The 12,166-nt window shown below is 69.1% G+C and carries 10 protein-coding genes and 1 pseudogene; 2 read left to right on the top strand and 9 right to left on the bottom strand.

Going from position 1 to position 12,166, the window contains the following annotated elements:
* Positions 1–145: 145 nt before the first annotated feature.
* The 5 genes and pseudogenes from AB0H82_RS35350 to AB0H82_RS35330 all read right to left on the bottom strand — a co-directional run bounded on the left by AB0H82_RS35350 (position 146) and on the right by AB0H82_RS35330 (position 3,634).
* Complete coding sequence (locus AB0H82_RS35350) at positions 146–337, bottom strand: hypothetical protein (protein WP_362999629.1); 192 nt, start codon at positions 335–337, stop codon at positions 146–148.
* Between the two features lie 974 nt (positions 338–1,311).
* A pseudogene (locus AB0H82_RS35345) lies at positions 1,312–1,743 on the bottom strand (DUF2637 domain-containing protein); the annotation flags it as partial.
* Positions 1,740–2,360, bottom strand: coding sequence for a WhiB family transcriptional regulator (locus tag AB0H82_RS35340; RefSeq protein ID WP_362999628.1), 621 nt, complete (start codon positions 2,358–2,360; stop codon positions 1,740–1,742). The pseudogene AB0H82_RS35345 and the gene AB0H82_RS35340, both read right to left, overlap by 4 nt.
* Positions 2,361–2,483: 123 nt before the next feature.
* Positions 2,484–3,239, bottom strand: coding sequence for an ATP-binding protein (locus tag AB0H82_RS35335; protein ID WP_362999627.1), 756 nt, complete (start codon positions 3,237–3,239; stop codon positions 2,484–2,486).
* The gene (locus tag AB0H82_RS35330; protein WP_362999626.1) at positions 3,236–3,634 is read right to left on the bottom strand and encodes a hypothetical protein; all 399 of its coding nucleotides are present in this window, start codon (positions 3,632–3,634) and stop codon (positions 3,236–3,238) included. The genes AB0H82_RS35335 and AB0H82_RS35330 overlap by 4 nt, the downstream gene beginning before the upstream one ends.
* Before the next feature lie 1,728 nt (positions 3,635–5,362).
* Between AB0H82_RS35330 and AB0H82_RS35325 the strand changes: the two genes are divergently transcribed.
* Positions 5,363–6,796 carry a helix-turn-helix transcriptional regulator gene (locus tag AB0H82_RS35325; RefSeq protein WP_362999625.1) on the top strand — a complete coding sequence of 478 codons (1,434 nt, stop codon included), beginning with the start codon at positions 5,363–5,365 and terminating at the stop codon, positions 6,794–6,796.
* A gap of 87 nt (positions 6,797–6,883) precedes the next feature.
* Positions 6,884–7,291, top strand: coding sequence for a thioesterase family protein (locus tag AB0H82_RS35320; protein WP_362999624.1), 408 nt, complete (start codon positions 6,884–6,886; stop codon positions 7,289–7,291).
* A 642-nt stretch (positions 7,292–7,933) separates the two neighbouring features.
* On the opposite strand, the gene AB0H82_RS35315 is transcribed toward AB0H82_RS35320, so the two are convergent.
* From AB0H82_RS35315 to AB0H82_RS35300, 4 genes are all read right to left on the bottom strand, one after another.
* Positions 7,934–8,758 carry a sugar nucleotide-binding protein gene (locus AB0H82_RS35315; RefSeq protein WP_362999623.1) on the bottom strand — a complete coding sequence of 275 codons (825 nt, stop codon included), beginning with the start codon at positions 8,756–8,758 and terminating at the stop codon, positions 7,934–7,936.
* 85 nt (positions 8,759–8,843) lie between these two features.
* Entirely contained in the window at positions 8,844–9,308 is a 465-nt protein-coding gene (locus AB0H82_RS35310; RefSeq protein WP_362999630.1) for a GNAT family N-acetyltransferase, read from the bottom strand.
* 15 nt (positions 9,309–9,323) lie between these two features.
* The gene (locus tag AB0H82_RS35305; RefSeq protein WP_362999622.1) at positions 9,324–10,646 is read right to left on the bottom strand and encodes a UDP-glucose/GDP-mannose dehydrogenase family protein; all 1,323 of its coding nucleotides are present in this window, start codon (positions 10,644–10,646) and stop codon (positions 9,324–9,326) included.
* 174 nt (positions 10,647–10,820) lie between these two features.
* Positions 10,821–12,113 carry an aminotransferase class III-fold pyridoxal phosphate-dependent enzyme gene (locus AB0H82_RS35300; protein ID WP_362999621.1) on the bottom strand — a complete coding sequence of 431 codons (1,293 nt, stop codon included), beginning with the start codon at positions 12,111–12,113 and terminating at the stop codon, positions 10,821–10,823.
* Positions 12,114–12,166 lie beyond the last annotated feature (53 nt).

The raw sequence follows: 12,166 nt of genomic DNA, 5'->3' as shown, positions 1-12,166 counted from the left end.
CTTGTTGGTTTTTATGAGTTGTGCTCTTCCGTTCTGGGGGTGTCGGGGGTGGGGTGGGGGGTCCACCCTGGGGGGGGGGGGGGGGGCCCGGCATCAGGCCGGGCCACCGCATCGGTTAGGGGTTTGACCTGCAGCTATGGCTTGGTCATCCGCATATGGGGCAGCGCCCGAAGTGCCGGCCGAGGGCCTTGGCCATGCGGGACTTCACAGCGAGAGCGTTCGTTGCGCTCGTCTTGGCCGCCGTGGTGCCCGCGCTGCGCTGGGAATGGTTGCGCAGGTACGTGATGTCCCGCTCGTAGCCGCTCTTGATGCGCTCGAAGCGCGCGCAGGTCTTCATCGGGCTCTCCTTGTGTCACGGGGCAGGTGTGCGAGTGCCGGGTCCGCGTACAGGGCGGCCTGGAGGTCGCTGAACAGCTCATTGCTGACCTTGATCTTGGCGCTGCGCAGGTGCGGTCGGAGGGCCCGGCGGGTCATCCGGCCTTCCGCGAGGGCGGCTTTGCGCGCGACCGCGACCTTCGTTTCCCACGGGACCTTGTCTTCTTGGTCCTCGGGCTTGGTCCGAGGGCCCGGCGCCGGGGCGTCGTGGCTCGTGGTCCGCGCCCCCTGCGGTCCGCCCGAGGAGCCGTCCTCGCCTGGGTCCGCCGTTTGGTCTGCGGGCTGGTCCGCGGCGGGAGCGTCGTGGTCCGGGTCGTGGTCCGGTGCCGGGTCGGTCCGCTGGTCCGGAGCCGGGGCGTGGTCCGCGGGGGTGGAGTCGGCCGGTCGGTCCGTGGTCCGCGCGGCGTCGTTGGCGGTCCGCGGGTGCTCGCGGTCCGGCATCTGGTCCGCTGGGGCGCCCTGGTCCGCGCTCGCCGGACCGACTCCCTCGCCCGACCCGTGCTGGTGACCCGCCCGCTCATGGTCCGCCGGACCGCGCGCGCTGGGTGCCGCTTGACCTGCGGCGTTGCTGGTCCGTTCCTCGCTGTCGGCCAGCTGCGGACCAGTGGTGATCTGCTGGTCCGCCGGTTGTTCTGCGGGCTGGTCCGCAGCAGGAGCGTCGTGGTCCGGGTCGTGGTCCGGTGCCGGGTTGGTCCGCTGCTCCGGAGCCGTGGTGTCGTGGTCCGCGGGGGTGGAGTCAGTCGGTTGGTCCGTGGTCCGTGCGGCGTCGTTGGTGGTCCGCGGGTCCTCGTGGTCCGGCATCTGGTCCGCCGGGGCGCCCTGGTCCGCGCTCGCCGGACCGACTCCCTCGGCCGGCCCGTGCTCGTGGTCCGCCCGCGCGAGGTCCGAGGGGAGCTGCTCCTCGAACCGGACCGCCGTGTGGTCCGCCGGGTGGTAGCGGGTGATGAGGATGTACAGGTGGACCGCCCCGGCCAGGGCGAGCGGGGCGAGGGTGGAGAGGATCGCGACGACCGTGTCGCTCAGGCGCAGCCCGGAGTGGGTGGTCTGCTGGTTGAGGCGGACCGCGTGCAGGGCGTTGGCCCAGATGCTCGCGGCGGTGGCGGTGCCGAAGAGTACCCAGACGTAGAGGCGGGCACGCAGCGGGGCCTGGGCGAGGACCAGCAGGGCGCGCACTCCGTAGGCGATGAAGCCGTCGACCACGAGCGGGAAGAGGTAGGTGAGGAATCCGCGGATGTGGATGGCGACGGCCATTTGCTGCAGGGCGTCATAGCTGAGGGCGCATCCGGCGAGGCCCAGGACTACGATGGCGAGGCGGTCCCAGACTCCGACGGGCGCGACGGCCGGATGTGCAGCGGTGGGGTGGGTCATGCGGCCTTTCCGAGCGAGGCGATCAGGGCGTGGGTCTGCAGTCGGCGGGGGCCGTCCGACGCGGTGCTCTCGTCGTCCTTCGGGCGCTCACCGTCGGCGTCGTCCGCCTCGTCGAGACCCCAGTAGCGGTCGCGGTCCTCGATGACGTAGGCGGCCTCGCGCATCAGGTCGCGGATCCAGTCCAGGTCGGCACTCAGCAGGTAGGCCACACGCTCCGGGCTCCAGCCGCGCAGGTAGGCGTGGTGAATCACGGTGCTGCGCTCTGCGGTGCTCAAGTGGACGTCCCGGCCCTGAAAGGCGGCGCGCACGCGGCTGTAGTCCAGGCGCTTGCTCAAGTTGGCCAGCCAGGGCTGGCGCTCCTTGTCGGTCAGGCCGCCCCAGATGCCGTAGCGGACCTGGTTGTCGATCGCGTAGTTGAAGCAGTCCTTCTTCACCGGGCAGGTGGCGCAGGTCCGCTTCGCCTCGGCGACGGCCTGGTGGTCCCGAGGAGTGTGGAAGAACAGCGCGTCGGCGCGGGCCGGGTCCATGCCGTGACATGCACCCCTGGCATGCCAGCTGTGGTCGGCGATTCCCCGCAGGTCCGGTGCGGGGGAGTCGTTGGTGGTCTTGTAGCGCAAGGGAGTCTCCGAGGTCGCCTCGCGGGAAGGCGGGCAGGGCAGCACCGCGGTGCGGCGGTGTGCGGCGAGGCGGGGCAGGGTGCGGCGGACAGGACCGCACGGCGGATCGGCGGCGCAGGCGGGTCAGCGGCGCTGGTAGCGGCGGTCGGGCCCGGTGAATTCGACGGCGGTACACATGCCGGACAGGCGGGAGAGGACCCGGTCGCCGAGCTTGTCGCGCAGCACCGCCTGGCGCGCGGGCATCAGCTCGGTGCGCACGGGAGGCATGTTGCTCGTGAAGATCGTCGGCAGTCGGTTCTGGCAGCGCCAGTTGATCAGCCGGAAGGTGATCTCCTCGGTCCACTCGCTCGGCTTGGCCGCACCGAGGTCGTCGAGGAGCAGCAGCGGTATCCGCATGATCCGCCGCAGCATGTGCTCGGGGTCCACGCCGACGCGCGGGCGCAGGTCGGCGTAGAGGTCGGCGGCGGTGGTGGCGTGCCAGTGCACCCCGCATCCGGCGGCGGTCAGCGCGCGGATCGCGCCGAACGCCTGGTGCGTCTTGCCGGCTCCGGTGGAGCCCCACAGCAGCAGGCTGGGTCCGTGCGTGATTTGCCTGCGCCCGGCGGTGCCGTAGTGCGGGTTGACGCCCTCGGCGTTCGGTGCCACGGCGTTGTCGGCGATAGCCCGCACCCACGCGGCGACGTCCGGGTGCTCGGGCAGTGCGGCGCGGTAGTCGACCGGGATGCGCGCCTGGGCGGCTTCCAGGGCCGGGATCGGCTCCGGGGTCTCCGGCAGGGGACGGTCCAGGTCCAGGCCGCGCTCGGCGAGTTTGGCCTCCAGGCGCTCACGCAGCCGCTCGGAGATCGCGGGCTGCGGGTCGGCGTAGCGGGCGCGGGTCACAGGTGGCCTCCAAACGTCGTGGGCTCGGCGGTGGGATTGAGGTACGGCGTGTACGAGCTGTCGGTGCTGGCCCAGGGCCCCGCGCCGGAGGCGGACGACAGCGCTGCGGCCGACTGGGGCGCCGCGTTGACGACCTCGTTCACCAGGCTCGACAGGACGCTGGGGTTGAGCCCTTTGGCCCGCAGCTTGTCGAGTGCGGCGCGGATGTCGTCGGCCTCGAACCGCTCGTCGAGCAGGGCGTTGATCTTCCGGCCCAGATGTCCGAGGAAGTCCTCCGGAGGGCGGCGGGTGCAGCCTCGGACGTACTCGCCCACCAGCTGCTTGGCCGAGACCTTCGCCGAGGAGGCGTCGGTCGCGGGCGCCCCGCGCCCCGTAAGGGAAGATCCAGGATCCAAGATCCTAGATCCAGACGCCGAGGGCTCGTCGAGGCTTCGGCGAGGAGTCGGCGAGCCCTCCACGATTCCCCTCTGACCTGGGGAAACATCGGGTTGGGGCATACAGGGGCCAGCCGGGCTGTGCGGGTCGGTCGAGGCAGGTTCCGCCCCAGCCGCCGGGGGCCCGGACGAGGGCGCCACATCGGTGACCGTGGCCTCAGAGGGTCGAGCGAGGGCTCCGCGAGCCTTCGACGAGCCCTCGGCGAGGGCTGCGCGAGATCTCGCCGAAGTGGCCGGGGCACTGGGCTGCGTGTTGTCGTCGGGGCACTGGGCGGCACCACATCCCCCGCACTTGTGGCCAGCCTGGTGTTGCGGGCACCGGGGCAGCCGAGAGGCGGAGGGCCGGTCGATCTTCTGGTGCCGCTCCCACGTGACGATGTGCAGCCAGCCGCGTCCGTCGCAGCCGGTGTACCGGCAGATCAGCCCGGTGGCAGCCAGCTCCTCCAGGTCTTGGGCGACGTGCGTGGCGGTGTGCTCCGGGCGCAAGGCCCACAGCCGTCCGGCGATGATGGCGGGGTGGTCGCGGTGCCGACCGGAGTCGTCGGCCTGGGTCAGGAGCCCGAAGAAGGTTCGCTCGGCGGTGAGGCTGACCGAGGCTAGGTCCTCCGACTCGAAAGCCTCCGGCTTGATCGTGCGGATACGTGCCATCAGGCCCCACCTCCGGTGCTGCGCCGAAGCGGGCTCCGCCGCACCGACATGCGGTCACGGGTGGTGGACAGGGGGCAGCCTGCCGCGCGGGCTGGGCGGGCCAGCCTTTTGCGCAGGGCAGTGCGCATGCAACACTCTCCTTTGAAGTGCCGCTCCGGGGCGTGTTAGGGAATTGACCCGGTGCGGTGAAGGTGGGTAAATCTCAGGCCCTTGCACGGGCAGGAGTTCCATTTGGCGGTCGGCGCTTGAGAGTTGCACCTCTCAGGCGCCGCCGCTGTTTCCTGGGTTATTCGACCCAGCCGGTTCGGGTACGACCCACGTTGTCCTCTCATCTCTGTCGCCGGGCGAGGCGCCCGGCGAGGGACGACGAACATATGCGGGCCCGGCCGCAAGATCCAGACTTAGCTAAAGGCGGCGGTACAAGACGCGGAGTGCGGGCAACGACACTTACGCCTGTGGCTTGAGGCCGTGGGCTGTGACGCGGACGGTCGTCGGTCGCCCCGGTCATCCCGACGACGAACTGCACTGCGACCCCCTGTGCCTCTCTTACAACGTGTTGAACCTGCTGGTCAGAACGATTTAAGCCAAGCTGCGCGAGGGGCGTCAACGGTGATCATTTGCCCGCTTTGATCCCATAGGTCAGGAAGCTGACGTGCGTCTAACGATGCACCTACGGGGCCGTAAGTCGCTTGCTGCGTAAGCGGAATGGGCCGCGCCGTCGGAGCCTGCAGTGATTTGCGGGGGCTGGTCTAGACCGGCCCTGAAGGCGTGGGACGAAAACCGGCAAACTTTTGCCGGTTTCTAGGAGTGATCATGGACCGTCCGCCAGTATGCCCGATTCGTCAGGGACGTCGCGCCAGTAAGGCAGCTTTCTGTTCACGGATAAACAATGCGTTCCGGGTGGGATGTGGGCGAGACCACACGTGGTCAAGGTCGGTCGAATCTTTGCGTATGGTCGTGCGATGGGGGGCAGGCATTGCGCTGCCCCTTTTTCATGCCCGCAATCAGACGTCCCTGTCTGAGAGGAGAAGGTGGATCTCAATGGTCGCGAAGGAACCGGCCCAGTCCGACAGTGCCGACGCCGCGGAAGATGAGATCTACCGGAGAGGTGCGGGGCAGCGCACAGACGCGGGCATGGATGGCGCCACCGAGGTGGAACGAGTCCCCGGGCATCCCGCGCCCGCCGGCCAGTTCATCGGATTCGGTGCGATGCTCAAACGGTGGAGGAAAGCCGCCGGAGTTACCCAGCCTCGTGCCGCCCGTGTCCTGGGGATCAGCGAGAGAAAGTTGCGCGGCATCGAATCCGGCGCCACACCGCGCTTCACACAGGAACAGTGCGACGCCCTGGTCGAGCTGCTCCAGCTCGACTCCGAGGATCGCCGGGCGCTGCTGCTCCACAACATCGGCACCTACCTACGCTCGGCCGAGGGGCAACCCGAGGTAGGCCCCGCGCTACGCCTGCTCATCGACCAGCAGATGCCGAGCCCCACGTACCTCAGCGACAGGAACTGGAACATCCTCGCGTACAACACCGCGATGGCCGAGACTTGGCCGTGGGTGCTGGAGCCTAAAGCAAACCTGATCAGGTGGGCACTGACCACCGCCGAAGGACGCGCGACTTACCACGACTGGCACAAGCACGCCACGGTCTTCGTGCGGATGCTCCGCTTCGCGGAGAGCACCCACGGCGACGACCCAGATCTGCAAGAACTGATTATGGACGTCAAGAAAAACCCGGAGGTGCGCCGCATCTGGGAGGCCGACACCGACTTCGTCGAGCACCGTGACGGCCACGTGTTCCTCGCCACCGTACCGACGCTCGACTACCGGACGATCGAAATCGTCAGTCACGTCGCATACCCCGCGATCATGCCGGACTGTCGTTTTGTGGTCATGACGTGGGTCGAAGCAGGTGCCGAGGTAAAGGAAGACGCCACCCACGACGCCTTGGGCGGTATCCGCGACGCCTGGGCTGGTCAAACGCACAACACCGCACTGGAAAGGGATCGGGCGCAAGAGCGCATCACTGAAGCCGACCGGATGCGCGCCGAAAACGTCCGTACAAGTCGCCTCCTGGTCACCAGTTCGAAGGCAGCCGCCGCGAAGGCCGGCGCTGACGGTGTTCCTTTGCCTGCGGTCAGCCAGATCATGGGCCCGGACGCGCAGCTGACCCTCGCGCCCTCGACCCGCAGCATCATGTGGGCAGTTGAGGAGACTCCAGATCACTGGGGAGTCACCGAGGTCGCTCCCCTCACGGTGCTTGCCAGGCTGTCTTGGTCCAACCTGGATGAACGGGTCAAATCAGAGGTGAAGCCAGTACTCCGAGCCGCCCTGCCGGCCGAACCCGAAGACGCTCACGCGACGATCGCCCAATACCTCGATGAGGCGAGTGAATGGGTGGCGCTGCTCCAAGAGATTGAAGCGGAGCTGCCGAGGCGCGGTCGATCTGTGCGGCTTCACACTGATGTCGGCTAGAAGTTCACTCCCACTCCGACCACTGCGGGGGAGGGGTGCGGCGCGGCCAGCCGCCTTTCTCCGTGCGAGCAAAAGGACAAGCATTCCGTGCACAGGTACATCTACCCCTGCCCGTTGCGCTGGGCTGACGCCGACGCGTACGGGCATGTCAACAACGCGTTGTATCTCCGCTTCATGGAGGAGGCGCGTACGCGGATGTTCCAGGAGGTGCTGCCTGCGGACGACGCGGGCCGTCGCAAACACGCGTTCGTCGTCAGCCGGGCCGAGGTCGAGTACCGCGTCCCCTTGGAGTACCGCGAGGCCCCAGTCGACGTGTGCGTCAGGGTGGCGCAGCGCAAGGCTGTGTCGTTTGACCTCTCCTATGAGATCTGTGATGGGGATCGGTTGTACGCCAAGGGGACGACCACCATCGTCGCCTACAACCTTGACACTGGGCGTCCTCGCCGTCTTACCGACCGCGAGCTGGCGTTCCTGGAGCGCTACACCGAGTCCTGAGTGCGAGGTCGCCTTGGCGGACCGCCGTACCTGGCGCCCTGTTGCGGAGGGGAAAGACAGAGCTTCTGGACTGCTGACGGGTGGTGAAGCCCATGCGATTCCAGCGGAAGTCGATGTGGCGTGCGAGGATGCCGCGCGGCCCGAGGCTGAGTTGTCCGCTGCTGCGGAGTCTGACAGGGCCCGCTCGCCGAGCTCCAGCCCCTTGATCCACGGTTGTGCGGGAGCGAGTTCCCCGGGGGCGAGCAGCGGCTGAGCATCGACCAGCAGCAGTCGGCACATGAGCTCGACCATGGTGCTGGGCCAGGTCTGACCAGAAGACGGGGCTACATCAGACCGGAACGCGGTCCCACTGAGGGCCAAGCGGGAGCCAGCCCAAGCCGGGAGAGTGGTGCCAGCCAGGCCGCTGATGCCAACGGATTCCGTCGCGGAGCATCGGGGACAGTACGTTGAGCCCTTGACCAGCGTCCCGGGCAAGGCCTGCGCCCTCTACTCGGCGCAGCACGCCATCGACATCGTCCGCGGTGACGGCGCCGCCGCTTCGGACGCAGCGCCGCCGGGGGTGGCAACCGGTTTTGGCGGCCTGGGCGTGGGCCTGAGCGAGTACGTCGCGGTGGGGGAGCGGGTGGCGAGGGCTCTGGCGAATCAGGCCCGCAGAAACTCCCGGGCGCCGCGCAGCGTGGTACGCAGTTGCCGCTGGGTCGCCTGACTGTCGAGACGTACGTCGAGGGCTCCGGGTACGGAGCTGTCTGCCCGCAGTCCTCTGGGCAGGCGGGAAGCGTCGAGACCATCGCGTCTGGCGATGAGGGTGCCCAGTTCGTGGCGACTCAGGGCGTCGGCCCCCGCGACGTGGTGCATACCGGCTGCGTCGCTCGACGCCAGCTCCAGGAGCGCGGCCGCCAGGTCCGAGACATGTACGGGGCAGCGGATGTCATCGGTGAACAGGGCACCGCGGTCTGGGTCCTCGACGAGCTGGTGCACCAAGCGCTCGTGCACGGACCGCCCGTGGCCGATGATCAGCGATGTGCGGGCGACGACGGCCTTGGGGTGTACTGCGAGAACTCCGGTCTCTGCCGCGGCCTTGGCTGCACCGTACGGGGTGATGGGGTCTGGGAGGCAGGACTCGTCGTAGTGGACGCGGTCGGCGCCGGAGAACACCGCGTCGGTGGACACGTGGACCATGCGGGCTCCGTGTTTCGCTGCGACCATCGCGAGCTGGAGAGGGCCTTGCGCCGTAACAGCCCAGTCGGCCCGGCCGCTCGATGCGTTGATGACGACGCTCGGGGACGCCTCGGCCATGACGGCGTCCAGGCTGCCTACGTCCCGCAGATTGAGGGGGCGCCACGCGGTCGGAACGGCCCTGCCCGGCGCGCGCGTGTACGTCGCAACGGTCACGTAGCCCGCCGTTGTGGCCTGCCGGACCACCTCGGACCCCAGGAAGCCGCTGCCGCCGATGACGAGAAGTGTCATGCGCGTAACCGTATCTGCGTGGGCTCCCTGATGAAGGCGACAGCCACGGTGTTCGGGCGGACGCCTCGACCGTCAGTCGGCTGGGCTACGTCGTCTGCGGCCGCCAGACATAGCGGACATCCGGCTCGCGCTCGTCGTTGCGCTGCCCGTCGGTCCGCTCCACTTCGACGAACCCGTGCCGCTGGTAGAAGCGCCGGGCCGGTGCGTTGACCTGGAACGTCCACAGGGACAGGCCGTCTGGCTGCCTGCTTTTGGCCAGGGCCATGAACCGGTCACCGAGCCCTTGCCCGCGCCACTCGGGTTCGAGGTAGAGCTGCTTAAGCTCCGCGCCGCTGAGCACCAGGAGCCCCACCACGTTGTTCCCCGCGACGGCCACCCAGGTGTCGTACTGCGGCACGAGGACGCGGGCGAACCAGTCCCGGACGTCAGCTTCGTCGTGCGCGCAGCGCACGGTCGGCAGTGCGGCGGTGTAGGAGCGCAGCCATACGTCGGCCGCGGCGCGGGCATCGGCGCTGCCGGCGCGGCGGAGAACAACCTCGTCGCTGGTTATCACAGGGGGCCGTTTCTACTTGCCGGGTCGTCCGAGCTGATGGACGGTCCATCCCGTCGCGCGCCACAGCTCGGGGTCGAGGGTGGTGCGGCAGTCGACGAGCAGGGGGTTGGACGGGCGGTTGACCAGTGACTGGGGGTCGGCCTGCCGGTATTCGGGCCACTCGGTGGCCAGCACGACGACTTCGGAACCGTCGAGGGAAGCGGCGAGGTCGTCGGTGTAGTCGAACTCAGGGCTGCGGACCATCGCCGTGGCCACGGCCTGCGGGTCGTGGATGGTGACGGTGGCGCCAGCCTGCTGGAGGGCTTGAGCGAGAGCGAGAGCCGGAGACTCACGGACGTCGTTGGTGCCGGGCTTGAACGCGGCGCCCCACACGGTGACCCGGGCGCCCGTAAGAGAGCGGTCGCCCAGGGCGCGGGTGATGAGGCCCAGAGCAACGTCGGTACGGCCTTCGTTGATCACTTCGGCGGCGCGCAGGAGCGCTGCGGCCTGTTCGGCGCCGAGCTGCCGGGCACTGGCGGTGAAGGCGCGGACGTCCTTGGGAAGGCAGCCGCCGCCGTACCCGATGCCGGGCCGCATGCCGCCGCTGCCGATCCGGGGGTCGATGCCCAGGATGTCCACGATCTGGGCGACGTCGCCGCCCGCGGCCGCGCACATGTCGGCGACTGCGTTGATATAGCTGATCTTCAAGCCGAGGAAGGTGTTGGCGGCGCCCTTGGCCAGCTCGGCGGTGGGCGGGTCGGTGACGAAGAGCGGGACACCCGCGTCCAGAATGGGGGCGTAGACCGCGCGGATCGCCTTCTCGGCCGCGGCGGTGGTCAGGCCCGCGATGAGGCGGTCCGGGCGGAGCGTGTCCTCGACGGCGTGACCCTCACGAAGGAACTCCGGGTTCCATACGACCTCAACCTTCTCACCGGCGGGGGCCAGACGCTGTACGAGGGCGGTGACCTGGCTGGTGGTGCCGACGGTGACGGTGGACTTCCCGACGATCGTGCACGGCCGATCGAGGTGGGGAGCGAGCTGGCGGACGGCGCCGAAGACCTGGGCGGTGTCGTAGGAGCGGCCGTCGGCGTCGATGGGGGTGCCGACGCCGATGAAGTGCAGTTCGGCGAAGTCGGCGGCCTCGCGGATACTCGCGGTGAAGCGCAGGCGCCCGCTCTTTGTGTGCTGGGCGAGCATTTCCGGGAGACCGGCCTCGAAGATGGGGCATTCGCCGGCGTTGAGCCGATCGACCTTGGCCTGGTCGACGTCCACGCCGACGACCTCGTGGCCGAGTTCGGCCATGGCCGCCGCGTGCGGGATGCCGAGGTGGCCGCAGCCGATCACGGAGACACGCATTGCAAGTTGTCCTTGTCTGGTCGGGGGTACACCCGAGTCGGTGCGCCCCCGACGCTATCGGTTGGCGAGCAGGCGCCAACTCAGGGCGTTCGAAAGCTCGTTGAGGTGTTCGATCGGGCCCGTGGAGTGGATCGGGACACGGTCCCGGGGGCGAGTAGCGATGCGGCCGGTGGGTCAGCCCACGGAGGCCAGCGCGTCGGACACGGCCGCGATCAGGAACCTGATGTCGGCATCCGTCGAGATCAGCGGGGGCGCCACGACCAGGCCCTCGCTCCTGGGCTCTCCAGCCCCGGTGAACGGGTAGAAGAACACCCCTCGCTCCTCCGCCGCCTTCATCACGGGCCACAGTTGGCCCGGGGCGACTTCCACCCCGTAGAGGAAGCCCAGTCCGCGTACGTCCTTCACCGGCCCGACCCCGCGCAATTCCTTCAGGGCTGCTCCGAGGCGTTCCCCGCGCGCGGTGAATGCGGTGACGTCGATCCTCTCCAGCTCGTCGAGGACTCCCAGGCAGGCGGCCGCCGTGAGCGGGTGGGTGGCCATGGTGCCCATCGCGGGCAGTGGGTCAGCGTCCTCGTGTCGGAGCCACGGGGCGATTGTGGGCGACACCAGTACCGCGCCGACGCTCGTATACCCGGCTCCCAGCCCCTTGGAGAGGATCACCATGTCGGGCTCGCAGCCCTCCCAGTGCTGGCTGGCGAGCGGTGTACCGGTGCGGTACATCCCGGTCAGCACCTCGTCGTGGAGGGCCAGGACGTCCCGTTCCCGGCAGATTTCCGACACCCGCCGCAGGTAGCCGTCGGGCGGCACGAAGGCGCCGCCCGTGCTCCCGTTGACGGGTTCGATCAACACCGCGGCGACGTTTTCCGCCCCGCGGTTGTCGATCTCTGTTGCGATCTCGTCGGCGCATGACGCATCGCAGTCGCGTTCCTCGTGGGCGTGCGTCGGCGGGTAGGGAGCGGGGAAGGCGGGGCCGAGCCCGAAGGCGTCCTCGGGGCGCGGCCTGCGGGCATGGTTGCCTGCAAGCGCAAGGGTCAGCGCCGAGTTGCCGTGGTAGCTCAGGGTGGAGGTGAGGATGTCCCCGCGCTGCTTGCCGTTGCGTACCCGTGTGATGTTCCGCGCCAGGCTCACGGCGACCTCGACGCCGAGCGTCCCGCACGTGGTCAGCGCCACGGAGTCGTCCGGGCGGCCCACGGCGTGGCACAGCCGGTTCATCAGCTCCATCTGGATGTGGGGCCGGACGACGGCGGCCCCGCCGAAGGAGTACTGGAAGAACTGCTGCTCGACTCGGGCGTGGACTTTGCGGCTGCTCTGCCCGACGTTGGCGCAGAGCAGTCCGCTCGATCCGTCGAAGATCCGAGTACGGCCGGCGCAGTGCAGCCACGGCCCCTGCGAGCCCACGACCTCGAAGTCCGGCATGGGCCTGGTGGACGTCAGCAGCCGTCCACGGTCTTGCTCATACGAATCCACGGGGGAGTCCCCTTTCGGGTGTGCTCACGGGAGGGCCGCGCGCCAGTGTCGTG

The organism is Streptomyces sp. NPDC050732 (genome assembly GCF_040654255.1).
Taxonomy (GTDB): Bacteria; Actinomycetota; Actinomycetes; order Streptomycetales; family Streptomycetaceae; genus Streptomyces.
The sequence above is the reverse complement of the archived record's forward strand: the minus strand, read 5'-3'. Positions and strand labels throughout refer to the sequence as shown.

Bases quoted from the DNA above. Each gene is read 5' to 3' on its own strand.
- AB0H82_RS35350 (WP_362999629.1), bottom strand. From the start codon at position 337: ATGAAGACCTGCGCGCGCTTCGAGCGCATCAAGAGCGGCTACGAGCGG.
- AB0H82_RS35325 (WP_362999625.1), top strand. From the start codon at position 5,363: ATGGTCGCGAAGGAACCGGCCCAGTCCGACAGTGCCGACGCCGCGGAA.
- AB0H82_RS35315 (WP_362999623.1), bottom strand. From the start codon at position 8,758: ATGACACTTCTCGTCATCGGCGGCAGCGGCTTCCTGGGGTCCGAGGTG.
- AB0H82_RS35305 (WP_362999622.1), bottom strand. From the start codon at position 10,646: ATGCGTGTCTCCGTGATCGGCTGCGGCCACCTCGGCATCCCGCACGCG.